We start from the raw sequence: 23473 nt of genomic DNA, 5'->3' as shown, positions 1-23473 counted from the left end.
ATCGCCAAACGAGCAGGTCAAAGCCGTGCGCTAACGTGCGCTCCGCTAAGCTCCAAGCCCCGCCTTCACCATGCCAGCTGCGACTTTCTCGCCCGTCTGATGCATTTCCCGAGGGTTGGCGTAGGCGCCGGAGGAGTCCCGGCACACCACATCGACGCCTGGGTGCTTACGCAGCCACGTTTCCAACGTGGCGGCCCTGCGGTCGGGAAGCACATCGATGCGCTCACGGGTGACCGCGTCGATCAGGACGGTGGCGTAACGCTGACGTCGCCGCATCGCGAAGTCGTCGACCCCGAGCACGCGGGGCACCTGCCGCTCCGGCAGCGGTATGCGCCGCAACGTCCGCAGGGCGGTGTGCCGGGACACGGCCACCGCCAGGGCTGACAACACCCGGGTGCCGGCGCGGCCGGCCAATTGCCGCACCACTGCACCGACCTGGGAGATCAGCCGAGGTGTGCGGCGCTGGTAGCGGTTCAGGACCCCGGGCAGTTGTTCCCGGAACGTCTGATGGCAGCCCGGGGTTGGGCACACCAACCGACGTACACGCACCCGGAGCACCACCGGCCGGGCATCGACCGGCACGTCCGCGAGGGTCCGCTGGTGATACCCGTGCACCCGGCTCGTCGCGGCGGCGCAGCCCGGACAGGCCACTGGCCCCTCGGGAGTCCGAGCCAGCACCACAATCCGTTGGCCCTCGTCAGTAACGTCGTCGATCGCCAGCGGCGACAGTCCCGAGAACACCATTTTCGTAAGATCATCGAACTCGCGCACATGATCTCAACGACATCGACTACCTTCGGTCACCACCGGATGTGAGACAGAGCCGTTAGCGAGACAGCCCCGCTCCGCTCCCCGGACCTGCTGGCGTGAGGTTGAGCGAGTGCGGTGACGGCGGGCTCATCCGTCGTTCTCGTGGCCGTGGACTCGTCGAAAGGGCTATTGGGCCCAGGGTCGCCTGAGGTGGCGTGGACTGCGGCTACTTCTTCGGCGCCTCGTTCGCGCCCGTGTCGGGTGTCGGGCAGCAGTGTCCGAGGTAGTTCCGCAGGTCGGTGAGTCGGGCGGTGATGCTGGGAGTGTCGGCGCGGTAACGGACGAGTTTGCCGTGTCGGGTGGAGGTGAGCAGCCCGCCGCGGCGGAGCAGGGCAAGCTGTTCGGACGCGGTGGACTGGCCTAGTCCGCAGCGGTCGGCGACTTCGCCGACGGTGAGCTGTTGCCCGCCGGCGAACAGCATCATGATCTGTTGGCGGGTTTCGCTGGCGAGGGCCTTGAGGAAGTCCTGCGTCGGCCCGTCGAGGGCTGCCGTTGTGTTCATCATGTTCCAGTGTCGGTCACCATATCATTTCGTGTTCTCGCGATATGACGATACCTTGAGGTCATGGATGTTGTCGACGTGCTGGTGGTCGGGGGTGGCCAGGCGGGTCTGGCGACCGCGCAGGTGGCGGTGAGCCGGGGCCTGTCGCCGGTGGTGTTGGACGCGTCGCCGGGCCCGGGTGGGTCATGGCCCCGGTATTACGACAGTCTGACGTTGTTCTCCCCGGCCCGGTTCTCGTCGCTGCCGGGACTGCCGTTCCCGGGAGAGCCCGGGCGGTATCCGGTGCGTGACGAGGTGGTCACCTATCTGACCTCGTACGTCGCGCGGCTGGATGCTGATCTGCGGTGGGGGCAGCGGGTGGATCGTGTCGCCAGGGCCGGGGACGGGTTCGAGGTGGTCACGGCGGACGGTGGTGTGCTGCGGACGCCGTTGGTGGTGGCGGCCAGCGGCGGTTTCGGCCGTCCGTACCGGCCGCGGTTGCCGGGCTTGGAGACGTTCGGGGGTCGGGTGCTGCATTCGGCGGAGTATCGGGAGCCGTCGCTGTTTTCGGGGGCTCGGGTGGTGGTGGTCGGGGGTGGGAACTCGGCGGTGCAGATCGGGGTGGAACTCGCGGCGGTGGCGCGGGTGAGTCTGGCGACGCGGGGGCCGTTGCGATGGCAGTCGCAACGGATCCTGGGCCGGGATTTCCACTGGTGGTTGACCCGTACCGGGTTGGATTCCTCCCGGTGGGGGCCGCGTCTGGTGAAGGGCACGGTGCCAGTGATTGACGACGGCCGGTACCGAGCGGCGGTACGGGCCGGTCAGCCGGATCACCGGCCGGTGTTCACCCGTATCGACGGCGACAGTGTGGTCTGGGCCGACGGGGCACGGGAGCGGGTTGATGTGCTGATTCTGGCGACCGGGTTCCGGCCCGACCTGGCGTACCTGGCGGACACGGCGGCGGTGGACGGGCGGGGCCGGCCGCTGCACGAGCGGGGTGTGTCGACGACGGTGCCCGGGTTGGGGTATGTCGGCCTGGAGCATCAGCGCAGTTTCGCCTCCGCGACGATCCGTGGTGTGGGTGACGATGCCGGCTACGTTCTGCGGCGGCTGGCCGGTTGAGGGCCTACGTCGCGGAGTCGGGCATGCGGGCCTCGCGGTCGGTGTCGGCTGCGGCGGTTTGGGGGATGGGTACGGCGACGATCACGGCTTGGTCGGTGGAGCCGGGCAGCAGTCGAACGGTGGCGCAGGGTTCGACGGCTGCGATCTCGGCAGGGGTGGCGACCCGGGCCGCCCGGTAATGCCCACCTGGACCAGACCGCTGCCGCCCTGCCGCAGCACGCGACGCTTCGCCGCGACGGGTGATCTCCCGGGCGCCGAGCCGCACGGTGATCGGCCGGTCGGAGACGAGACTGAACTCGGCGTCGGTGCGGGGGAGCCTGTCCGGCGTGACGACGGTCGGTGTCACCTCCGTCCAGGGGGCCTCGATCCGCTCGCCGCGCAGGAGACGGCCGGTCCGCAGGATGGTCTCGATGTCGTCGGCAGCCATCGTCTGGACGTCGGGGATCGTCACCCGCTGGTAGGTGTGGCGTTGGATGGCCGTCAGGGCTTCGAGGAGGGTGCCGTGCCACCCGGCGTTGGCGCGCAGCGCGGAGACGGCCACGTCCCAGGCGGAGGTCAGCGGCCTGCCGCCGCGTACGGCGGCAGGATCGCGTTGCCGTCGACGAAGTCCGCGGCCATCCGTATCGCCGGCAGCACGTCGGCAGGGGTCTTGCCGGTCAGGGAGTCTGCCTGGACGCGGAGCTCGTCGCCGCCGGGTCCGTCCAGGTAGAACTGGAACCGTAGGGCTCCGCTTCGGTCCTGGCCGGAGTGCCACATTCCCGGCCCGGCGGTGCCGCGGGACACTGCCACGTCGCCGGGCTCGCGTTCCCAGTTCACGGTGGCCATGGCGGGCAGTCGACCAGGCGGCGCCGACGTCTCTCATCCGCCCGTCACCGGCGGGGCGCTCGTGGCCTTGCCGCGGATGCCGACGGCGGCCACGGCGCAGGTGGCGCTGATGGCGACCAGGACGGGTGTGTAGTCGCCGAGGGTGGTCAGCAGGGCGGCGGCGGTCAGGGGCGCGCCGGCTTTGGCGAGGGTGACGGGGGTGGCGAGGACGCCGGCGATGGTGGCGTAGCCGACGGTGCCGTACCCGGTCGGCGAGCATCGCGGGTGCGGCGAAACTGGCCACACCGAACCCGATCCCCGAACGCGGTCACTCCGGCGACCGCGCCGACCCGGGTGGCCGCGATGAACGGCGGGCAGATGGCGGCGGCGGCCTGGACGCCGAAGATGCCGGCGACGAGGGTGGTCAGTCGGATCCGGCGTCGCGCGCCGGTGAGGAGCAGTCGGCCGGTGACGGACAGGACGCCGAGCAGGCCGGCGATGGTGGCGGCGAAGGTGGCCGGGTGGCCGGCGTGGGTGAGGAAGCCGACGAGGTGGAGGGTCATGGCGCTCATCGCGGCGCTGTGGGCGACGAACGCGGCGGCGAGGAACCAACACCTGCTGTCCCGCAGGGCCGCCCGCACCACGAGGCCACGTCCGGCGGCGGTGGACTGCCGTGTGGTGGCGTGATGGGGCGGTGGTCCGCGGACGACGAGGCCGTGTAGCGGGATGGTGATCATCCCGTGGATGGCGGCGAGGACGAGCAGCGCGTCACGCCGGCCGTGGTGGTCGACGAGCAGTCCGGTGAGGGGGAGGAAGATGGTGCTGGCGAAGCCGGCAACGACGATCATGGCGAGTAGTGCGCGGGGTCGGCGTTCGGGGTCGAACCAGGAGACGATGACAGCCGTCGCCGCCTCGTACAATGCCATCGCCATACACCCGCCGAGTCCGATGAGGACGGCGTAGAGCTGGGTGATGGTGCGGACCTGGGACCAGGCGATGAGCAGGCCGGTGCCGAGCAGCGAGCCGCAGGTCATGACGGCCCGGCCGCCGTGCCGGTCGAGCCACCGGCCGACCGGTACCGCTACGACCGCCCAGGCGAGGATCGCGGCGGTGAACGCGCCGGTGACCTGGGTGGGCGAGGCATGCAGGTCGACCGTCATCGGGTGGAGCAGGACGGCGAAGGAGTAGTAGAGGGCGCCGTAGCCGACGGTCTGGGTGACCGCGAAAGCGGCGACGATCCGCCAGCCGTACAACCGGGCCCGGTGGCCGCCCTTCGGTCGGGTGGCCACCGGTTCCGTGGTCGGCATGGGTCAGCTGGCGCAGCAGCCGTTGGCGGACTCGCTGCCGGGTGAGGTGGAGGCGCCGACGAGGGGCAGGGACGCGGCGAGGACGCCGCCGGAGATTCCGGTGGCGAGCCCGCGTCCGCCGCGGCTGGTCGGGGTGGTGTCGGCGGTCGGGGTGCCGCAGCAGCCACCGTCGCTGGTGGTGGTGTTGTCGTTGAGGATCGGGTTGCTGTTGCAGACGCCGGTTTCGGGCAGGTCGAGTTGGACGTCGCGGGCCACGGTCCAGTCGCCGGCGAGGGCGGCGACGACGGAGCGGGCCTGTTCGTAGCCGGTGGCCATCAGGAATGTCGGGGCGCGGCCGTAGCTCTTGACGCCGATGGCGTAGAAGCCGGGCTCGGGGTGGCTGAGTTCGTCGACCCCGTGCGGGGGCACGGTGCCACAGGAATGCTGGTTGGGGTCGATCAGCGGGGCGAGGGCCCGGGTGGAGCCCATGATCGGGTCCAGGTCGAGCCGCAGTTCGGAGGCGATGGAGTGGTCCGGCCGGAAACCCGTCGCCGACACGATCCGGTCCACCACGATGGTCCGGGTCCCGTCGGACACCGCCACCGCGCCCTCCGGTGTCGGCGCGAGCTGCTGCACGGGGAAGCCGGTGATCAGTTCGATGCGGCCGGCTTCGACGTGTTCGCGCAGCCGGGTGCCGAGGGCGCCGCGGGCGGGTAGGGCGTCGGCGGTCTCGCCGCCGTAGGCGCGGGCCGGGCTGGCCGCCCGGATCGCCCAGCTGACCGTCGTGCCAGGTGCCTGCTCGGCGAGTTCGGCCAGGGCGAGGAGGGTGTTCGCGGCGGAGTGGCCGGCGCCGACGACCAGGGCCCGCTTGCCGGCGAACTGGTCGCGGTGCGCGCCGAGCACGTCGGGCAGCGCGTGCGAGATGACGTCGGTGACGGTGGTTTCTCCGTGGGCGGGGATGCCGGCGGCGCCGAGAACGTTGGGGGTCTGCCAGGTGCCGGAGGCGTCGATGACCGCGCGGGCGAGCACGTCCTTACCGGAGGCGAGCCGGATCAGGAACGGGGTGGTGTCCCGTCCGGTGGTGCGGAGCCGGTCCAGGCCGAGCCGGGTCACCGCGACGACTCGTGCCCGGTACCGGATGTTCGGCTTGAGCGCGGGCAGGTCGGCCAGCGGGCGCAGGTAGTCCGCGACGAGGTCACCGCCGGTGGGCAGTACTTCGGGGTCGGGTCCGACCCAGCCGGCGTCGCGTAGTAGTGCGGCGGCGGTCTGGTCGACGTTGTACCGCCACGGCGAGAACAGCCGCACGTGCCCCCACTGGGCGACGGCCGCGGCGGGGCTGTCGGCGGCCTCCAGGACGGTGAACGGCAGCCCGCGCTGGTGGAGGTGAGCGGCGGCGGCCAGGCCCACCGGCCCGGCGCCGATCACGACCACGGGGAGGTCTTCCAGACGGTCGTTCATGACATCTCCTCTATCTTGAAGGTACTCGAAATAGCAGGTCGGGCGGGGTCATAGCTCAGAGGTCGAGGGCTGGCAGCGGTCAGGTGCCGGTGGGGCTGCGGCGTTGGATCGCGATGACGTCGCGCCAGGTGTCCCGGTGTCGGTCGATCCGCTCCCGAACGCCGACGATCCGGAAGCCGGCCCACCGGTGCAGGGCCAGACTGGCGACGTTCTCCGGGAAGATCCCGGACTAAATGGTCCAGATTCCGGCGGCCTCTGTCGAGGCGATCAACGCGTCGAGCAGGGCCGCGTCGACCCCGGCACCTTGTGCGGTGGGATGGACGTAGACGGAGTGTTCCACGACCCCGGCGTAGACGGCACGACTGGACACCGGCGAGACGGCCACCCAACCGAGCACTGTGCCGTCGTCGTCGACGGCGACCAGGTGGTGGTCGGGCCGTTGCCGGCCTCGAACGCCGCCCAGGTCGGCGCCGTGGTCTCGAAGCTCGCGTGGCCGCCGTCCAGACCAGCCTGGTAGATCGGCGTCGGCGGGCCGCATCGGGCGGATCCGCATCAGCAGCCGCCGATCGGCGCCGGTGCGGGTCTGCCCATCACCACGTCGGCGGCGGAGGGGAAGCAGCTGACGCAGGCGTCGTTGATCCGGTAGTGGCGGGCGTTGCCGACCTGGTCGACGAGGACGAACCGGACGTCGGCGAGGATCTTCAGGTGCTGCGACACGGTCGACTGCGCCAGCCCGACGGCCCCAACGATCTCTCCAACGCTCATCGGTCGGGCCGCCCGGGCCAGGTACTCCACGATCTGCACCCGGCTCGGGTCCGCGAGGGCCCGGAACCAGGACGCGTACTGCGCCGCGACCGTCCGCTCCAGCAACTCCGCCATCACGAAGCACCCGCCATCAGCAACTCTATCGTTCATCGCCGATAGACGATCGAAGGGTGGTCGGTGTGGTGGAGGCGAGCCACGCGGTCGCGACGACGAGCTGGGTGATCGCGGCCAGGGTGGCGGGCTCGACGCGGTCGGCTGTGTCGGCCGGGCTGTGGTAGCCGGCCATGCCGCCCCGTTGCCGAGCGCCGCGAGGCCGGCAGCGGCGTAGCGGCGGTTGTCCGAGGCGACCGCCCCCGCGACCAGGGGTACGCCGGTGTGCCGGCCAGCCTGGCCGAGGACGGAGAGCAGGCCGTGCGCGGGTCCGCCGGCCTCGACGGCGGCGGCCTGGTGAAGGTGCCCGGCTCCGTCGACGTTGACCACCAGCGGGGTCGCGCCGGTCTCGGCCAGGCGGGCGGCGTGGTGGGCGGAGCCGAGCGCGCCGACCTCCTCGCCGTCGAGTAGCGCCACGGACAGACCGACGCCCTCGGGCAGGGCGGCGGCGAGGATCCGGGCGGCTTCAAGGACGACGGCGACACCACTGCCGTTGTCGGCCGCTGGGCAGGGTTGCCACAGCAGCCGGTGGACCCGGCGACATTCAGCGCGGCGGCCGGGTCTCCGGCGAGACCACCGGTGCTTCCGTTTCCGGTCATGGCGGGACTCCTCAACTGTCAGCGGGGCAGGGTCAACGGATAGGTGTCGGTGTGGCCGCGGTCGTAGCGGCGCCGGGCGCGCTGTTCGGCGGTGGTCACCTCGGCGCAGCCGTCGCAGAAGCGGACCCCTGCGAGAGGGGAACGGCGGCGGAACAGGCGGAACATGACATCCTCCTCACGTCGAGGCTGTCTCGACGTTTTTCGAATCAGAGATTTGGACGCTGATTCGAGATCTGTCAACCTAGACCCATGTCGAAGCAAGCGCCGGCGCTCACCCTGGCGGACCTCAACGCCGGGAAGCCCTGCTGCGCACCGATCAGCGAACAGCGCATCCCCGCGGAGACCGCCGCCGTGCTCGCTCCGGCCTTCAAGGCCCTCGGCGACCCGGTACGCCTCCAGCTGATGTCGATGATCGCGTCGGCGCCCGCCGGGGAGATCTGCGTCTGCGATCTCACCCCGGAGTTCGACCTGTCCGGGCCGACGATCTCCCACCACCTCAAGACCCTGCGCGAGGCTGGCCTCGTCGACGCCGAGCGCCGAGGCACCTGGGTCTACTACCGGGCGCGTTCCGGGATCATGCGGCATCTCGCGAGCCTGCTCCACATCGGGACCCCGGCAAGCGTGTGACCGTTGCGTCGCCGGCTTGTCGCCGTCGCCTTTCAGCAGCCCGTACACCTGCTGTTCATCCCGGCCGACCGGACGGCCGCCCAGCACGAGTAATTACATCAGGCAGTGCTGATATCAGATGCGCCTGGATCTGACCGCCTCCGTTTCAGCGCTGATCACCGTCATCGGCCCCCGAACAAGCGCTGCCCGACCCACCCCAGGTCTGCGGCGCATCGCGGCTTGGACCACCTGCTGCCAGGTGCCGGTGGTGGGCCGGCTGCCCGGTGTCGAGTCGGTCAAGGTGCACTTCGCCTCCGCCCGGAACGTGATCGTCCATGACCCGGCGCAGGTCGACACCGACGCGCTGGTCGCCGCGGTGCGGGAGGCCGGCTACCTGGCCCGCCCCGCCGCGTTCTGACGGGTATGGTTCGGGCCCGATCGCGGGCCCCTCGGGCGCGCAAGATCAGAAAGCGTCTGACGTCCGCTTCCTGAAGGCTGCTGTGACCTACCGACTGGGGGTGGTGAAAGTCACCGTCTCGGAGGGGGTGGAGTAGATGCCCGCTTGGTCGACCGCGCGTACGTAGACCTCGTACGTGTTGCCGGGGGAGACCGCGAACGTGACGGTCCGTACGTCCGTGGCGGGGTTCGAGACGCCGAGGGCACCGCCGTTGACGTACGTGAAGTACCGGGAGATCGGGAAGTCGCCTGGTGTCGAGGCCGTCCACGACAGTGTCGCGGAGGTCGGGGTGAGCGTGGTGACGGTCAGGTCGGACGGCGGGGACGGCGGCACCGACGGGACGGTGGTGACGGTGCCGCGGGCGGACGGGGCCGAGCGCGGTGTGCCGTCGGTGTAGCGGACGACGACGATGAACGTGTAGCTCGTGCCTGGCCTGAACCCGGTGAGCGGGACGCTGGTCGTCGACGGGCCCGTGCTCGCCCGGATCTGGATCGGCTGGGTCGGGGTTGCGGGCGGGACGATCAGGTCGTAGCCGGCGATCCGTTCGATGTCGACCGCCGGTGGTCGCCAGGAGACCGTGGCGGTGGTGGCGGTGATGTCGGTCGCCACCGGCGGGCCGGGCACAACTTCGCCCCGCAGGGTCGTGATGGTCACGGGGGCCGAGGCCGGCCCGCGAAGGCCGCTGGTGTCGCGTGCCCGCACGTACAGCTCGTAGGTCGTGGCCGGGCGCAACCCGCCGATCGGCACGAAGACCCACGCGCCGGTCGCGGTGGTGACGAGCTGGTCCGGGTAGATCCAGCCCGGCCGGCGGGCGTAGACCTCGTACGCCGCGATCGGGTTGCTGCCCGTGGTGGCCGGCATCCAGGCCAGGTCGACGGTGGTGGCGGAGAGGAACTGCGTGCCGGCGGCCCGCGGGGCGCCGGGCGGGGTCACCGGCACGCTCGCCTGTGCCGGCGCCGGTCCGGAAATCACCAGTGCGAAGGCGAGTACGACGCCGAGCAGATGCCTGTGGCCCATTCCGACATGCTGCACCCAGCAGTGATGACTGTCAATGTATGCGCCGTTCGGCCCGCTTGGTCCCGCGACCCACGCGGCTCGGGGTCATCGGTCGACTCGTGCCTCGTCGGTCGCTACCGTACGGGACGTGGCGCGGGTACTGGTGACCGGCATGTCGGGCGCAGGGAAGACCACGGTCCTCGAAGAGCTTCACCGACGCGGTTTCCTTACTGTCGATACGGATTACGGCGACTGGGAACTGCCCGATGGGACCTGGGATGAGCCTCGTATGAGCGGGTTGCTTGCCCGACATCGCGATCTGATCGTGTCAGGGACCGTGGACAACCAGGTCCGCTTCTACGACCGCTTCCACCATGTCGTCCTCCTCAGCGCACCGTTGGAGGTTCTTCTCCAACGAGTCACCCACCGGACGAACCCCTATGGAAGAACCCCCGAACAGCAGGCGGAGATCGCCCGGTACATCCGTACCGTTGAGCCGCTTCTTAGACGTGGGGCCACCATCGAGCTTGACGGACGTCGGGAGATCTCCGAACTGGCCGACGTGGTCGAAGATCTGGTCAGGGAAATGCCCTGATCTTGCGGTGGCAGCCACCCGCGGGCTGGCTGTGGGTCGGCTCGCGCCACGGTCTGCGTCCGGTGGCGACCGGCAGCGCGGTCGGTCACGCGGCGTCCGCCTCAGGCAGGCCGCGGCGCGGTGTCGCCGCTGTGGAGGCGGTCCAGCTCGGCGAGGTACATCGCCTGCATGCGGTCATAGTGCCGGACCAGCAGCATGACCTCCTCGACGCTGTAGCCTCCGATGAGCCGCTCCGCCCGCTCGGCGAACCGCTCGTACGGTTGCTCCAACTCGGCGATCCGCTCCGGCCGCAGGGCGACGATCACCCGCCGCCGGTCCGCCGGATCGCGCTCGGCCGTCACCCATCCTGCCTGCTGGAGCCGGCGGAGCATGCTGGTCACCGCCCCGGTGGTGAGGTTGGTCCGCTCGGCGACCTGTCCCGCGGTAGCGGATCCGACGTCCGCCAGGTAGTCCAGGCACTCCAGGTCGCTCACGGTGAGGCCCAGCCGCTCCGCGATGGCGTACCGGAACACCATGGACAGCCGCGACACTTCCCGCCCGGCGCGCATGAGGTCGGCGATCGCGGACGCACGGGCCGGCTCGTGGGACATGCCCGCAATCATGCCTCCGGTACGGTGACCCGGTGCAGCCGAGGTAACACGCGGGTCAGCACCCAGTGCGGTGCGGCCGCGTCTCCGGTGAGGCGGCGCATCAGCCCGGCGGCGGTGTCGACGGCGCGGAAGGCGTAGGACACCATCTCGTCCTGGTAGCCGGCGATCGCCTCCTCCACCGGCGCGCCGCTCGCCCGTGCGGCCTCGACCAGCCGGTGGCCGAGCAGGGCGGCGTCCCGGAGCGCGGTGTTGCCGCCGTGAGCGCCGAACGGCGGCATGGCGTGCACGGCGTCGCCCATCATCGTCGCCCGGGGCACCGCCCAGCGACGCGGGCGCCGGCCGATCGCGAAGGGGTTGAATACCGTGGCGTCCAACTCGGCCGTGTCGACCAGCCGCCGGACGAGCGGGTGGAAGTCCGCACTCATCCGGGCGGCCAGCGTCCACAGCGCCAGCAGGTCCCCGCGGGCGCTGATGGGCACCTCCTCCTGCCGGAGCAGCAGCCCCCACATGACGTAGTCGTCGCCGGTGGGCGCATAGCTGCCCGGGGCCAGGCGGGCGAACGCCTCCCGCGGGCGCTCGCCGAACCGCATAGCGGTGAAGAAGAAGGCCCGGCCCGGCCGGTCGGCGATGGCCAGAACCCCACTGGTACGCAGCGCGTCCGGGATGACGCTCTCGCCGTTGCGCCGCAGGGGCGATCGTCCGTAGATGCCCGCCATCGGGGTGTTCTCCGGTTCCGCGTCGGGCATGAGCTTCGCGCGCAGCGCCGAGCCGACACCGTCCGCGCCCACGACGACGGTCGCCGCGGCGGTCCCGCCGTCGGAGAACCGCAGCCGCAGCTTTGCCGGGCCGTCGCTGTCCACCGCGACGGCGGCCTTGCCGTAGTGGATGCGCCTGTCCAGCCCGGACTGCAGGATCGACCGCAGGGTCAGTCGGTCGACCTGGCGGGTCGCGTGCGGCTCGTCCTTGAAAGTGATGGTGAATGCGTCGCGCAGTCGGCTGTCGGTGAAGCGCAGCTGCCCGCCGGGCTGGTCGCCGGTGGTCAGCGCCAGGCGGTACAGCGGGCGGGGCAGGCTCTCGCGCAGCGCCTTCAGCCCGTACCGGTCGAGAATGATCCGGTAGCCCTGCCGCCGGACGAAGGGGCCCGGGTCCCGTTCGTAGACGTGCACGTCGATGCCGGCGCGCATCAGGTGCTGGGCGAGGCAGAGGCCGGAGAGGCCGGCACCGGCGATTGCCACCGAGAAGTCAGTCGATATGCCCATGTGATTATCTTAATGACTAAGACGATTTTCGCAAGTCCGCCGGCAGCGGTTCGGTCACCCGACGCCGAACCGACGGCCACTGCCCCCACGACGTCGTCGGACTGTCACGATCTGCGGTCATGGACAGCGGCCGTTGCAGGGTGGGGTGTCCGGATTGGACGAGTGACGTCAGTCGGACGAGCCTCTGGTCGGCGGGCAGAGGCGGTGGCCACGGCGCAGCGGTTACCCTGCCGTCATGGCGAGCGCCGAACTGGATGAGTTGATCGTCGTGGACGCCGATGCGCTGCGCGTGTGGTTGTCGGCCAACCACGCCACCTCGCCCGGTGTCTGGCTCGCCCTGACCAGACAGGGCGGCACCGTCACCAGGCTGACCTGGCAGCAGGCGGTCGACGAGGCCCTGTGCTTCGGCTGGATCGACGGGCAGGCCCGTAAACGGGATCAGGAGTCCTCCTGGATCCGGTTCACCCCTCGCCGGCCCCGCAGCTCCTGGTCACAACGCAACGTCGCCCACGTCGCCCGCCTGGAGGCGCAGGGGCGGATGCTGCCCCCGGGCCGCGCCGCGGTGGAAGCCGCAAAGGCGGACGGGCGGTGGGCGGCGGCCTACGCCCCGCCGTCGGAAGCCGAGGTGCCGGCCGACCTCCTCGCCGCCATCGCCGCCGACCCCGCCGCCCAGGCCATGTTCGACGTACTCACCAAGACCAACCGGTTCGCTCTCATCCACCGCGTCAACGCCGTCAAACGGGCGCAGACCCGCGAACGCAAGATCGGCGAGTTCGTCGCCATGCTGGCCCGGCACGAGACGATCTACCCACAGAAGGCCAAGCCTCCAGAGTCGCCGTAATCGACGGCTGCGGAACTGAGCGTGCCGGCTGGCGCGTTCGCGCAGGAGATCGGCAGCGTGGTCCAGGTGGCCGATGCTTCGGGGCTTCGTGGGACTTCCTCCTCGACGGGGTGCCACTGCAGCGGACGCAGGTGACAGGAACAGCTTCTCCCTCTGCTCGGGAGGGTGTGATGCGGTTGCCCTGCGGGTGGGGTGCGCGGCAGCAGGCCCGCCAGTCGACCTGTCCGGCTGGACGGGCGACTACCACGAATGGTTACATCATGTCGTGCTGATATCAGACGCGCCTGATGTGATCAGGTTGTTGGCCGACCCGCTCCGGGCGCAGATCGTCGACCTTCTCGCCCAGGGTCCGGCGTGCACCTGTCACCTGGTCGCCGACACCGGCGCGAAGCAGCCCAACGTCTCCGGGCACCTTCGGCAACTGCGCGACGCCGGCCTCGTCGTCGCGGAACCACACGGCCGGTTCACCTACTACCGGCTCCTGCCCGAAGCCCTGGAAGCAGCCGCCGCCCAGCTCACTGAACTCGCCGCCCGCGCGCGGACCAACGCCGGATCCCGCCGGGAGTGCTGATGGCCACCACCCCAACCACCGACGCGGCACCCGCCGTCGTCGGCCGACTGCCCCGCCTCGACCGGTTCCTGCCGCTGTGGATCGGTCTGGCGATGGTCGCCGGACTGCTCCTCGGCCGTGTCATCCCCGGGCTGAACACCGCCCTGGAGGCGGTGAGGATCGGTGGGATCTCGTTGCCGATCGCCGTCGGGCTGCTGGTCATGATGTATCCGGTACTGGCCAGGGTCCGCTACGACCGGCTCGACACCGTTACCAGCGACCGCCGCCTGCTGATCTCCTCCCTCGTCCTGAACTGGCTGATCGGGCCGGCGATCATGTTCACCCTCGCCTGGATCTTCCTGGCCGACCACGCCGAGTACCGCACCGGCCTGATCATCGTCGGACTCGCCCGCTGCATCGCCATGGTGATCATCTGGAACGACCTCGCCGGCGGCGACCGCGAGGCCGCCGCCGTCCTCGTTGCCCTCAACTCCGTCTTCCAGGTCATCGCGCTCGGTGTGCTCGGCTGGTTCTACCTGTCGGTGCTGCCCGGCTGGCTCGGCCTGTCCGGTGCGGAGCTGGCTGTCTCCGGCTGGGACATCGCCCGCAACGTGCTGATCTTCCTCGGCGTCCCGCTGCTCGCCGGATACCTCACCCGCCGCTTCGGCGAAGGCGCGAAGGGCCGCACCTGGTACGAGGACCGCTTCCTCCCGAAGATCGGCCCGGTCGCCCTGTACGGGCTGCTGTTCACCATCGTCATCCTGTTCGCCCTGCAAGGCGACGCCATTACCAGCCGACCGTGGGACGTCGTCCTGATCGCGGTCCCACTCCTGGCGTACTTCGCGATCATGTGGGCCGGCTCCTACGGCCTCGGCCGCGCGATAGGACTCGGCTACGAGCGGGCCACCACCCTGGCCTTCACCGCCGCCGGCAACAACTTCGAGCTGGCCATCGCGGTGGCGATCGGTACCTTCGGGGTCACCAGCGGCCAGGCCCTCGCCGGTGTCGTCGGACCGCTGATCGAGGTACCCGTCCTCGTCGCACTGGTCTACGTCAGCCTCGCCCTGCGCCGACGTCTGTTCCCGGCCTCACCCGTCGAAGCGGGAAGCCCGTCATGACGGTGCTCCCGCGCCCGGCGTGCAACGACGCCACACTGGCCTGCCGGGCGTCCGGGTGAAGGACGACGGCACCGTCCCTCCGCTGCGACGCAAGGAACCGATCATGTCCGACAAGCCCAGCGTCCTGTTCGTCTGCGTACACAACGCCGGTCGTTCCCAGATGGCCGCCGGCTGGCTCCGGTACCTCGCCGGGGACACCATCGAGGTCCGCTCCGCCGGCTCCGCACCCGCGACCCAGATCAATCCCGCCGCCGTCGAGGCGATGCGCGAGGTCGGCATCGACATCACCGACCAGACCCCGAAGAAGCTCGAATGGGAGACTGCCGAATCCTCCGACGTGATCGTCACCATGGGCTGCGGCGACGCCTGCCCCGTCTTCCCAGGCAAGCGGTACGAGGACTGGCAGCTCGACGATCCGGCCGGCCAGGGCGTCGAGGCGGTCCGCCCGATCCGCGACGAGATCCGTACCAGGGTCGAGCGGCTGGTGACTGAACTGGCGGCGGGGCGGGCAGCAGGCTGAGCCCGCTACTGGTCGTTCAGCACGTGAGCGGAGGTAGGGGTCCGGTGGTTGCCCATCCGCGGAGACGGTGGCAATAGTCCGGTTGTCCGACACACTTCGGCCGTCACGGTGTTGGGGATTGCGTGCCGAGCCACTGGGCGAGGTAGCGGTGCAGGCGGGTGAGGTCTGTTCCGCTGGAGCGGTAGGCGATGTGTCCGTCTGGCCGGACCAGGTACTGAGCGTTGTCGCCGTTGTCGAGGCCCAGGTTGCGCAGGGCTTGGCCGGTGTGATCGTGCAGGGCTGCGGGATCGCTGTTGTCGTGGGTGAGGAAATGGGTGGTGACGAGTCCGCGGTAACGGTTGATCAGGTCGGTGACGCCGGTCATAGGCCATGGGTCGGGTCCGCACAGCAGCAGGTGGAATGTGGGCGTGGCAAGGGCGCGGTGGAGTGTGTTGGCCCTGGTGTTGCCGGTGACGGGGGCATCCGGGAGCCGGTCCCCGGCCCGGGGGCCGCGCCGGGGCGCGCCGGGCTGGTCCGTCGAGGCGGCGCTGCGCCGGTAGTGGATGGCCAGTTGGGAGATGGCTCGGAATCCGTACGCCCGGGCCGGCTTGATGCGCAGCGCGAGCGGGGCGATGCGAGGAACCAGCCGGGCACGCAGCTGTCGCAGGATCGGGTTGGTGGAGGTGGCGACCGTGAAGGCCCGGTCGGTGAAGCGCAGCACAGCACGCCCCACGGGGGCACGCTCGGTCTCGTAGGTGTCCAGCAACCCGGGTGTGGCCACGCCGCGGACTACGAAGGCGAGTTTCCAACCGAGATTGACCGCGTCCTGGATGCCGGTGTTCATGCCCTGCGCGCCGGCAGGGCTGTGGATGTGGGCGGCGTCGCCGGCCAGGAACAGGCGTCCGGAGCGGTACCTGGCGGCGCCCCGGTTGTGCAGCCGGAAATTGGTCATCCAGAGCGGATCATAAAGTCTGAGCCGGCCGGCGGTGTAGGTGTCGCTGAGGGCCTGCACCTGGTCGAGGGTGACCTGCTGATCGGGTGGACTGGAGTCCGTACGGGGCCGCATCGCCAGCATCCGCCAGCTTGCCGGGGCGGCGAGGGGGAAGAAGAACAGCATTCCGCGCGGGGAGACGAACACGTGCGCCGCGCCGGGCTCTATGCCGTCGACTTCGAGGTCGGCCAGGACGAACGTCTGCGGGTAGACGGCGCCGCGAAAGGCGATGTCGGCCAGTCGACGCACCGTACTGTGGGCACCATCGCAGCCGACCACGTAACTGGCCCGGACCTGCTCGTCCTGCCTGTCCGCGTGCCGGACAGTGCAGACGACGGTGTCCTCGGCCTCATCCAGGGCGGTGAGGGCGGCGCCTCGTTGCACGGGGATCCCGGCGGCGTCGAGATGCTCACCGAGGACGCGCTCCGTTTCGGCCTGGGACAGGAACAACAGGTACGGGTATGCGGTGTCGGTGGTCCCGATGTCGAACAGTGGTACCGGCAGAATCCGGTCATTGAAGTGCATCTGCAGCCGGACCGTCTGGTTGCCACGCCTGATGAGTTCGGGGGTGACGCCGAGGCCGTCGAGGACCTCAAGGGTTCGGGGTTGGATCGCCAGCGCGCGGGACTCATGCACGCGGTCGACCTGGCGATCGATGATCCGCACCCGGGCGCCGAAGGCACGCAACTGCGCCGCCAGGGCCAGACCGGTTGGACCGGCCCCCACGACCAGCACGTCGATATCTGACCCGACGTGACCCAGATCGTCGTTGCCCACGTCCACAACGCTATCGTTCCCGCCCCGCACCAGGTCACAGATCCACGCGGTGGACCGATCCCCGCCCGGGTAGGCGAGTCGCCGGCGCAGAACACTGGTTGGGCAACCGGATGGCGTCCCAGCCGCTGACGTCGCACTGACCGTGCTCGTTGCTTCCGGCGGCGACAACTGTTCCGTCCGCGCGTACTCCGAGAGTGTGGGTGGATCCGGCCGCCACCGCGACGACCTCGCGCCAGTCGGCCACGTCGCACTGGCCGGAATCTCTGCTTCCCACGGCCACGACTCGACCAGCCGCGGTGACCCCGACGGTGTGGTAGCTCCCAGCCGCCACTGCCACGACATCCCGCCAGGCACCCACGTCACAGGCGCCCGTCGATCGATCCCCCACCGCGAGGACGCGTCCGTCGTTGGTGAGACCGACCGTGTGAAGGTAGCCAGCGGCGACGGCGGTAACGTCCCACCACGTGTCGACCGCGCACTGCCCACGGCGATCGTTCCCCACGGCAACGGTGGTCCCATCGGCTCTGAGTCCCACCGAATGCCAGTCGCCGCAGGCCAACGCGACAACCTCACGCCACCGGCTCACGTCGCATGCTCCCTCGCGAAGTCGTCCCGCGGCCAGCACGGTGCCGTCACCAAGTAGTCCCAAGGTGCGGCGCCAGCCCGCGGCGACATGGGTTACGCCGCGCCACGACGCGACGTCACACTGCCCGTCACCGTTCCAGCCTGTCGCCTGCACGGTGCCGTCCGCGCGCAGGCCGATGCTGTGGGACCGCCCGGTGTTCGACGCCGAATGAACGTTGCCCGCCGCCACGGCGACCACCCTGGCCCAATCCTCGACTCGACACTCACCAGATGCCCCCGTGCCGGCCGCCAGCACTGTGCCATCGGCGCGCAGCCCCAACGAGTGTCGGCGTCCAGCGGCGATGACAGGGCTGCTCATGTGCACAGCATTACGATGCCATGACCCTGGGCAGATCCGGCCCGCTCCATGTCCCCGCAGGCTGATGAGCGTCGCCCGCGGGGGCGGGTCTCGTACCGGACGGATGAATCAATCTTGGGCGGCGAAGGCGCTGCGGTTGCTCGATGGGAGCGGTGAGGATCCCGAGCAACCCGGTCACCTCCAGGACGCGGCGGACGAAGGGTTGCGGACCGGTGACTCGCATCTGGCATCCGGTCTCGCCAGCGGCGTTGCGGACGCCGACGAGTGCGCGGATGCCGGCGCAATCCAGGAACGCAACCCCGGCGAGGTCCACGATGAGGACTGCGGGAGCCCGATCCCGCAGCAGGGTGAGCAGCTGGTCGCGGAGCATCGGCGCGGTTGCCAGGTCGATCTCTCCGGCGGCGCTGAGCCGGGCCGTCGCGGGTTGCGGATAACCTGTGTCGATGGTTGGCCGCGCGGGCGCGGTCACGGGCGAAAGATCGGGAGCCATTGTGCTCCTCCAGCTCAACTCAGACAAGAATCGCTTGAAGGGCGGGCGAGGGCTGGGCCCTTAGCCGGGAAGCAACGGCCTGTCGGATAAAGCGGCCGTTGCAGGCTCGACGAGCTGCGCGCGTCGTTCGGCGCGGCTACCTCGAAGGTTACACGTAAAATCCCCTCCGGGGCCGACCAGCTTCCTATCCGGCAGCGGTTGCGGTCGCTCGGTCCGCCTCACACATCTCCGGGCGCCCAGGGCCATGGCTGGCCGTCAGCGTGTCGCATGTTCGGCGCGGGCCGGTGCGGCCACCTGGTGCAGGTATTGCAGGGCTTGGCGGTAGGAGGTGATGAGGCTGGTCTGTTCGTAGGCGACGCCGATCTCGGCGCAGTACGCCTGCACGATCGGCTGGGCCTTGCGCAGATTGGGGGTCGGCATGCCGGGGAAGAGGTGGTGCTCGATCTGGTAGTTCAGGCCGCCCAGCGCCGTGTCGGTCAACCAGCCGCCGTGGACGTTGCGGGAGGTCAGTACCTGTTTGCGGAGGTAGTCCTCGGCACCGGTCGGGTGCGGCATGCCCTTGTGGTTGGGTGCGAATGTCATGCCGAGGTAGACGCCGAACAGCGCTTGGTGTACCAGCAGGAAGGCGATGGCCTGCAGCGGCGAGAGAACGATCAGCAGTGCCGAGAGATAGCCGACGGCGTGCAGGACCAGCAGCGTGGTTTCCAGGCCGGGACGCTTCACGGTGCCGTTGCGCAACGCCTTGATGCTGGACACCTTCAGATCGGCGGCGAGCAGGGTGAGGAGCGGAAAGAACAGCGCGGCCTGATGCCGGGTGATGAAGCCCTTCAGCCCGCGCCGGCCGAGGGCCGACGTCGTGGCCCAGATGAGCACCTCGGGCGCGACGTCCGGGTCGAGGTCGTCGTGGTTGGGATTGTTGTGGTGACGGGTGTGTTTCTCCATCCACCAGCCGTAACTCATCCCGACCCCGAGGTTCCCGGCCAGCCGTCCGGCGAACTCACTGGGGCGTTTCGTGCGGAACACCTGACGGTGCGCCAGATCATGCGCGACGAGCGCGACCTGGGTGAACGTGACGGCGAGGAACGCGGCCGTCACCAACTGCCACCAGGACGAGCCGATGGCGAAGAAGGCGGTCCAACCGCCGATGAGCATGAGCGTGACGAGGGTCAGTCGGACCATGTAGTAGGCGGGCCGGCGCTGCATCAGCCCCTCGCCGCTGATCCGCCGGGACAGGACGGCGAAGTCGCTGCCGGTCGTTGTCCGCGACGGCGTCATGGTAATCGTCATGCCTCTATCAAAGCCGCTGATGCCGGCGTCGTCAGGAGCGCTACGTCCTCCGTCACGGAGGTGCTAGCACCACGATTGCGCCCTGAGCCTGCGGGCACAATATGACCTGTGAACGCGGCCGGGACGGGCGAAGGGTTGGGCCGGTGGGCCCGGCGCGGCGCGCGCTCCGTGCTGTCCGGCATGGCCGGAGTCGGACTGGCGTTCACCAACGTGCTGCTGTTCGCCGTGTCCGTTGTCGTGCTGGCCCTGACTCCGGTGCCGTTCCTCGGTCTGGCGCTGGTGCCCTGGACGATGACGCTGGTCCGGATGCGTGCCGATCTCGAACGCAGACGTGCCTCACGGACCGGTGTCCTTGTGACCAGCCCGTACCACGCGCCCCCGGACGGGGCCTTGGCCGGTGGCTGGCAGCGTTTCCGGTGGATCGTGACGGACCCGGCCACGTGGCGCGATCTTGCCTGGCTCCTGCCCGGCGCGATCGTCGGGGTCACGCTCGGGACGATCCGTGTGGTCGTGCCGTTGTACGGGCTCGCGGGTCTGACACTGACGCCGCTGTGGATCTGGCTCGGCACCGGCTGGTACGGCTACGGCGCCATCTGGTCGATCGACACGTTCAGCGACGGGCTGCTCTGCCTGCCACAAGGCGCCGTCATCCTCGTCGGCGGTCTCTGGGCCGCGCCGTGGTTGGGCCGCGTCGACGCGTACTTCGCCCGGCTCTTCCTCTCGCCGACCAGGGCCGCCGAACTCCGGCTGCGCGTCACCCAGCTGACAACGACGCGTGCTGACACCGTGGATGCCCAGGCAGCGGAGCTGCGCCGCATCGAACGCGACCTGCACGACGGCGTCCAGGCACGCCTCGTCTCGCTGGGCATGATGATCGGCCTGGCCGACGAACTGATCGACCGGAACCCGACGGCGGCTCACGAACTGCTCGCCGAAGCGCGTGAGTCCAGCGGCACGGCACTCGTCGAGCTGCGGCACCTGGTCCGCGGCATTCACCCGCCGGTGCTCGCCGAACGCGGTTTGGACGGCGCGGTCCGCGCGTTGGCGCTCAGCCTCCCGGTACCGATCACGGTCGATGCCGCCCTTTCAGGCCGGCCCGACACACCCGTGGAGTCCGCGGCGTACTTCGCGGTCGCCGAGACGCTGACCAACATGATCCGGCACAGCCGCGCGCGTACCGGATCGGTGTCGTTACGGCATGCCGACGGTGTGCTGGCGATGGTCGTCACGGACGACGGCACCGGAGGTGCGGACCCCGCCTCCGGCACCGGTCTGCACGGCATCGCACGCCGCCTCGCCGCGTTCGATGGCACGATGGCGCTGTCGAGTCCGCCCGGAGGGCCGACCGTCATCACCATGGAGGTGCCGTGCGTGTTGTCATCGCCGAGGACCATGCCCTCCTCCGTGACGGACTGACCCGCCTCCTACAGGCCTTCGACTTCGACGTCGTCGCAGCGGTCGACAGCGGCCCGGCGCTGCTGTCGGCCCTGATCACACAGAAGCCACAGGTGGCGGTTGTCGACGTCCGTCTTCCACCGACATTCACCGACGAAGGTCTGCAAGCCGCGATCGCGGCCCGCGCCCAGATCCCCGGCCTGCCGATCCTCATGCTCTCCCAACACGTCGAGCCCCTCTACGCCCGCGAACTGCTCAGCACCCCGCACGGCGGTGTCGGCTACCTGCTCAAGGATCGGGTGTCGAACGTCGGCGAGTTCGTCGACGCCGTACGCCGGGTCGCCGACGGCGGCACCGCAATGGACCCTGACGTGGTGTCGCAACTGCTCGCCCGCCGGGAGCCACTCGCGGTGCTCACCTCCCGGGAACGCGAAGTGCTCGGCGTGATGGCCGAGGGCCGCTCCAACGCCGCGATCGCGGCCAAGCTCGGCATCACCGAGAAAGCCGTGAGCAAGCACATCAACAACATCCTCACCAAACTCGACATGCCACCATCCGACGACGACAACCGCCGGGTCCTCGCCGTCCTCGCGTACCTCAACCCCTGAAGGCAAGGAAACGGACACTGGTCTGCCCACGCCATCGACGGGACGCCAGCTCCGCCTTACCGCACGTCCGACAAGACCCCGGGGGCGCGAGACCCAACTGACCGCCTTCGTCCTGCTACACCGCTTCGGCAGCGTCATCGACCGCAGGAGGGTTGGACGACGCGGCGACGGCGAGCAGGATGTGTTGGGGGTGCACCTGGTTGCTGGTGACGGCGGCGAGGACCATGGCCGCGTCGGCGGTGTCGCTCGCGGTCTCCGGCGGGACGACCAGCAGGTCGACGCGGTCACCGTTGTCGCGCAGCGCGGTGAGTAGGCTGACGGGCTGGCTGCTGAAGTAGCCCAGCCGGAGGACCCGGCCCGCCACCCCCAACCGGCGGGGATGAGTGTCCCAGCCGTCGGCGGCGAGGACGAGCCTGGTGACGGGTCCGCGGAGTTTGTCGATGGCCAGGACGAGACCCGGCAGCTCCGCGACCGGGTCGGTCGAGCGGGGCCACCAACCGCCATCCAGGAGGGTACGGCGGGAGCCGGTGGGTTCCATCCGCAGTCGTGGAGTCGACGGCGGGGTTGGTGAGATCGTCGTCGCGCGGCTGGCAGCAGTGGCGTGTGTCATGGAAACGTCCTTCCGCCCGTCGCCGCGGTTGCGATCCGGCGAGAGGCTGCGGTCGGGAGAATGGCGGGCCGAGGCGTCGAGGTTGCCGGCGTAGTCGCGAGCCGCGACCAGTAGCGGGGCGAGCGACTGGGCATGGTTGACAACCGGGGTGTGGGGCGCGGATCAGGGACGCTGGCGGCGGGACAGTCTGCGCAGTTGGGTGATGCGGGCGGCGCCGACCACCATGGTCAGGATCGCGACGCCGACACCGGCGATCAGCAGGGCCAGGGCCAGCGGCAGAGTGCCGTGCATCCACAGGAAGTGGATCTCGACGCTGCGGGTGTTCTGCAGCATGAAGACGATCAGCACCACGCAGAGGAGCGCGGCGACGCAGATCCCGAACCAGGCGGCGCCGGTGCGGGTGTGTGGCATCCGGGTCGTCGGCGACGTCGACGGTGCGGCAGAGGCCTTCGGCGATGCCGCGGTGGCGGAATCGATCGGCGTGCCTCGGGTGGCGCGGAGATGGTTGGACATGACATCCCCCTCTGGGGGGTGAGCCGGTGTGGCGGGCACCTCAAGGCTGGGATGTCGTCGCTTCCGGGATGACCCCATCGTACGCCTGTTCGGCCCGTGACGGCCGAGCGGGCGCGCCGGACAGGGACGCCCCACCCCGTACACCTCTGCCGGACGTGCTCGTTTGCGCCGGGACGGGTCCAAGGGCCCGGACCGACCGGGAGGCCGGCCCTGCCGGGTGGGCGGAGCGGCCGGCACGCTGAAGTCATGGCTTCCAGCACGGCACCGGTGGTGGCGCGGGGACTGACGGCCCAGGCGGCTGCCGCCCGGCTTCGCGCCGAGGGGCCCAACACGGTGGCGGCGCCGGCCCGACGGCACCTGGTGACCCGGATCGCGCACCAGCTCGGTGACCCGCTCGTCGCGCTGCTGATCGCGGCCGCCGTGGTGACCACGGCCCTGGGCGACCATCCGGACACCGTCGTGATCGCCCTGGTCGTCGTCGTCAACACCGCGATCGGGGTGTTCCAGGAGGTCAGGGCGGACCGGGCGATCGCCGCCCTGGACCGGATGGCCGCGCCGACCGCACGGGTGGAGCGGGACGGCCAGCACCTGATCGTCCCCGCCGCCGAGCTGGTCAGGGACGATCTGGTGCATCTGGAGCCGGGTGACGTCGTCCCGGCCGACCTCCGGCTGCGGGAGGCGTACCGGCTGCAACTCGACGAGGCCGCGCTGACCGGCGAGTCCATACCGGTGACCCGGCAGGCCGACGCGGAGGCGTTCGCCGGCACCGTCGTGGTCACCGGGCGCGCCACCGGCGCGGTCGTGCGTACCGGTCCGGCCAGCGCGCTCGGCCGGATTGCCGCCCTCGTCGCGACGACCCGGCCCGCACCCACT

At 70.2% G+C, this 23473-nt stretch carries 28 protein-coding genes and 4 pseudogenes; 11 read left to right on the top strand and 21 right to left on the bottom strand.

What is annotated here, in order from left to right:
* Positions 1–117: 117 nt before the first annotated feature.
* Together ABNF97_RS33075 and ABNF97_RS33070 are read right to left on the bottom strand one after the other, a co-directional pair.
* A pseudogene (locus tag ABNF97_RS33075) lies at positions 118–771 on the bottom strand (ISL3 family transposase); the annotation flags it as partial.
* 205 nt (positions 772–976) lie between these two features.
* Positions 977–1312: an ArsR/SmtB family transcription factor gene (locus tag ABNF97_RS33070; RefSeq protein ID WP_349340944.1), complete on the bottom strand. Its 336-nt coding sequence runs from the start codon at positions 1310–1312 to the stop codon at positions 977–979.
* A 63-nt stretch (positions 1313–1375) separates the two neighbouring features.
* On the opposite strand from ABNF97_RS33070, the gene ABNF97_RS33065 reads away from it, so the two are divergent.
* Positions 1376–2413, top strand: a complete 1038-nt coding sequence (locus ABNF97_RS33065; RefSeq protein WP_349340943.1) for a flavin-containing monooxygenase — start codon at positions 1376–1378, stop codon at positions 2411–2413.
* Positions 2414–2417: 4 nt separating this feature from the next.
* Here ABNF97_RS33065 and ABNF97_RS33060 read toward each other — a convergent pair whose 3' ends face one another.
* From ABNF97_RS33060 to ABNF97_RS33020, 9 genes and pseudogenes are all read right to left on the bottom strand, one after another.
* Complete coding sequence (locus ABNF97_RS33060) at positions 2418–2954, bottom strand: hypothetical protein (RefSeq protein ID WP_349340942.1); 537 nt, start codon at positions 2952–2954, stop codon at positions 2418–2420.
* A 14-nt stretch (positions 2955–2968) separates the two neighbouring features.
* Positions 2969–3238: a hypothetical protein gene (locus ABNF97_RS33055; protein WP_349340941.1), complete on the bottom strand. Its 270-nt coding sequence runs from the start codon at positions 3236–3238 to the stop codon at positions 2969–2971.
* Between the two features lie 164 nt (positions 3239–3402).
* A complete protein-coding gene (locus ABNF97_RS33050; RefSeq protein WP_349340940.1) occupies positions 3403–4506 on the bottom strand; it encodes an MFS transporter in 1104 nt (367 codons plus the stop codon).
* A 21-nt stretch (positions 4507–4527) separates the two neighbouring features.
* Positions 4528–5961: an FAD-dependent oxidoreductase gene (locus ABNF97_RS33045; RefSeq protein WP_349340939.1), complete on the bottom strand. Its 1434-nt coding sequence runs from the start codon at positions 5959–5961 to the stop codon at positions 4528–4530.
* Positions 5962–6040: 79 nt separating this feature from the next.
* Positions 6041–6480, bottom strand: a pseudogene (locus ABNF97_RS33040) (GNAT family N-acetyltransferase).
* Between the two features lie 33 nt (positions 6481–6513).
* Positions 6514–6840 carry a metalloregulator ArsR/SmtB family transcription factor gene (locus tag ABNF97_RS33035; RefSeq protein WP_130461120.1) on the bottom strand — a complete coding sequence of 109 codons (327 nt, stop codon included), beginning with the start codon at positions 6838–6840 and terminating at the stop codon, positions 6514–6516.
* 25 nt (positions 6841–6865) lie between these two features.
* Entirely contained in the window at positions 6866–7012 is a 147-nt protein-coding gene (locus ABNF97_RS33030) for a hypothetical protein (protein WP_349340938.1), read from the bottom strand.
* A 71-nt stretch (positions 7013–7083) separates the two neighbouring features.
* Positions 7084–7332: pseudogene (locus ABNF97_RS33025) on the bottom strand (M28 family peptidase); the annotation flags it as partial.
* 161 nt (positions 7333–7493) lie between these two features.
* Positions 7494–7640 carry a hypothetical protein gene (locus ABNF97_RS33020; protein WP_349340937.1) on the bottom strand — a complete coding sequence of 49 codons (147 nt, stop codon included), beginning with the start codon at positions 7638–7640 and terminating at the stop codon, positions 7494–7496.
* A gap of 84 nt (positions 7641–7724) precedes the next feature.
* Between ABNF97_RS33020 and ABNF97_RS33015 the strand changes: the two genes are divergently transcribed.
* Positions 7725–8102, top strand: coding sequence for an ArsR/SmtB family transcription factor (locus tag ABNF97_RS33015; RefSeq protein ID WP_349340936.1), 378 nt, complete (start codon positions 7725–7727; stop codon positions 8100–8102).
* A 247-nt stretch (positions 8103–8349) separates the two neighbouring features.
* On the top strand, positions 8350–8499 hold the full coding sequence (locus tag ABNF97_RS33010) for a cation transporter (RefSeq protein WP_207230411.1): 150 nt from the start codon (positions 8350–8352) through the stop codon (positions 8497–8499).
* Positions 8500–8586: 87 nt separating this feature from the next.
* Here the strand turns inward: ABNF97_RS33010 and ABNF97_RS33005 are convergent, their stop codons facing one another.
* The gene (locus ABNF97_RS33005) at positions 8587–9555 is read right to left on the bottom strand and encodes a fibronectin type III domain-containing protein (protein ID WP_349340935.1); all 969 of its coding nucleotides are present in this window, start codon (positions 9553–9555) and stop codon (positions 8587–8589) included.
* A gap of 127 nt (positions 9556–9682) precedes the next feature.
* Here ABNF97_RS33005 and ABNF97_RS33000 point away from each other — a divergent pair, with 127 nt between their 5' ends.
* A complete protein-coding gene (locus ABNF97_RS33000; protein WP_130461116.1) occupies positions 9683–10129 on the top strand; it encodes an AAA family ATPase in 447 nt (148 codons plus the stop codon).
* A gap of 101 nt (positions 10130–10230) precedes the next feature.
* Here the strand turns inward: ABNF97_RS33000 and ABNF97_RS32995 are convergent, their stop codons facing one another.
* Positions 10231–10719, bottom strand: a complete 489-nt coding sequence (locus ABNF97_RS32995; RefSeq protein ID WP_349340934.1) for a MarR family winged helix-turn-helix transcriptional regulator — start codon at positions 10717–10719, stop codon at positions 10231–10233.
* An 8-nt stretch (positions 10720–10727) separates the two neighbouring features.
* Positions 10728–11978, bottom strand: a complete 1251-nt coding sequence (locus tag ABNF97_RS32990; protein WP_130461114.1) for an FAD-dependent monooxygenase — start codon at positions 11976–11978, stop codon at positions 10728–10730.
* Between the two features lie 235 nt (positions 11979–12213).
* On the opposite strand from ABNF97_RS32990, the gene ABNF97_RS32985 reads away from it, so the two are divergent.
* From ABNF97_RS32985 to ABNF97_RS32970, 4 genes are all read left to right on the top strand, one after another.
* Positions 12214–12819, top strand: coding sequence for a YdeI/OmpD-associated family protein (locus ABNF97_RS32985; RefSeq protein ID WP_349340933.1), 606 nt, complete (start codon positions 12214–12216; stop codon positions 12817–12819).
* Positions 12820–13084: 265 nt separating this feature from the next.
* Positions 13085–13390, top strand: coding sequence for an ArsR/SmtB family transcription factor (locus ABNF97_RS32980; RefSeq protein ID WP_349340932.1), 306 nt, complete (start codon positions 13085–13087; stop codon positions 13388–13390).
* Positions 13390–14487: an ACR3 family arsenite efflux transporter gene (gene arsB / locus ABNF97_RS32975; RefSeq protein ID WP_349340931.1), complete on the top strand. Its 1098-nt coding sequence runs from the start codon at positions 13390–13392 to the stop codon at positions 14485–14487. Before ABNF97_RS32980 ends, arsB begins: the two co-directional genes overlap by 1 nt.
* Before the next feature lie 103 nt (positions 14488–14590).
* Positions 14591–15007, top strand: a complete 417-nt coding sequence (locus ABNF97_RS32970; protein ID WP_349340930.1) for an arsenate reductase ArsC — start codon at positions 14591–14593, stop codon at positions 15005–15007.
* Positions 15008–15110: 103 nt separating this feature from the next.
* Here the strand turns inward: ABNF97_RS32970 and ABNF97_RS32965 are convergent, their stop codons facing one another.
* The 5 genes and pseudogenes from ABNF97_RS32965 to ABNF97_RS32950 all read right to left on the bottom strand — a co-directional run bounded on the left by ABNF97_RS32965 (position 15111) and on the right by ABNF97_RS32950 (position 19474).
* On the bottom strand, positions 15111–16784 hold the full coding sequence (locus ABNF97_RS32965) for an FAD-dependent monooxygenase (RefSeq protein WP_349340929.1): 1674 nt from the start codon (positions 16782–16784) through the stop codon (positions 15111–15113).
* Between the two features lie 4 nt (positions 16785–16788).
* Positions 16789–17577 (bottom strand): RCC1 domain-containing protein, encoded by a 789-nt coding sequence (locus tag ABNF97_RS32960; RefSeq protein ID WP_349340928.1) that lies wholly within the window; start codon positions 17575–17577, stop codon positions 16789–16791.
* Positions 17578–17616: 39 nt separating this feature from the next.
* Positions 17617–17697: pseudogene (locus tag ABNF97_RS34410) on the bottom strand (RCC1-like domain-containing protein); the annotation flags it as partial.
* Positions 17698–17707: 10 nt separating this feature from the next.
* A complete protein-coding gene (locus ABNF97_RS32955; RefSeq protein ID WP_349340927.1) occupies positions 17708–18187 on the bottom strand; it encodes an STAS domain-containing protein in 480 nt (159 codons plus the stop codon).
* 255 nt (positions 18188–18442) lie between these two features.
* Complete coding sequence (locus ABNF97_RS32950) at positions 18443–19474, bottom strand: fatty acid desaturase family protein (protein WP_349340926.1); 1032 nt, start codon at positions 19472–19474, stop codon at positions 18443–18445.
* A gap of 108 nt (positions 19475–19582) precedes the next feature.
* Between ABNF97_RS32950 and ABNF97_RS32945 the strand changes: the two genes are divergently transcribed.
* On the top strand, positions 19583–20890 hold the full coding sequence (locus tag ABNF97_RS32945; RefSeq protein ID WP_349340925.1) for a sensor histidine kinase: 1308 nt from the start codon (positions 19583–19585) through the stop codon (positions 20888–20890).
* Positions 20842–21477: a LuxR C-terminal-related transcriptional regulator gene (locus tag ABNF97_RS32940; protein WP_349340924.1), complete on the top strand. Its 636-nt coding sequence runs from the start codon at positions 20842–20844 to the stop codon at positions 21475–21477. Before ABNF97_RS32945 ends, ABNF97_RS32940 begins: the two co-directional genes overlap by 49 nt.
* Positions 21478–21592: 115 nt before the next feature.
* Here the strand turns inward: ABNF97_RS32940 and ABNF97_RS32935 are convergent, their stop codons facing one another.
* Together ABNF97_RS32935 and ABNF97_RS32930 are read right to left on the bottom strand one after the other, a co-directional pair.
* Positions 21593–22087, bottom strand: a complete 495-nt coding sequence (locus tag ABNF97_RS32935; RefSeq protein WP_349340923.1) for a DUF5994 family protein — start codon at positions 22085–22087, stop codon at positions 21593–21595.
* Positions 22088–22249: 162 nt separating this feature from the next.
* On the bottom strand, positions 22250–22600 hold the full coding sequence (locus ABNF97_RS32930) for a lipopolysaccharide assembly protein LapA domain-containing protein (protein WP_349340922.1): 351 nt from the start codon (positions 22598–22600) through the stop codon (positions 22250–22252).
* 246 nt (positions 22601–22846) lie between these two features.
* Between ABNF97_RS32930 and ABNF97_RS32925 the strand changes: the two genes are divergently transcribed.
* A partial coding sequence (locus ABNF97_RS32925; protein WP_349340921.1) for a P-type ATPase actuator domain-containing protein occupies positions 22847–23473 on the top strand: 627 nt, incomplete at its 3' end.

The sequence above is a fragment of the Plantactinospora sp. B6F1 genome (assembly GCF_040120695.1).
Taxonomy (GTDB): domain Bacteria; phylum Actinomycetota; class Actinomycetes; order Mycobacteriales; family Micromonosporaceae; genus Plantactinospora.
This window is presented reverse-complemented; position numbering and strand designations above follow the sequence as displayed.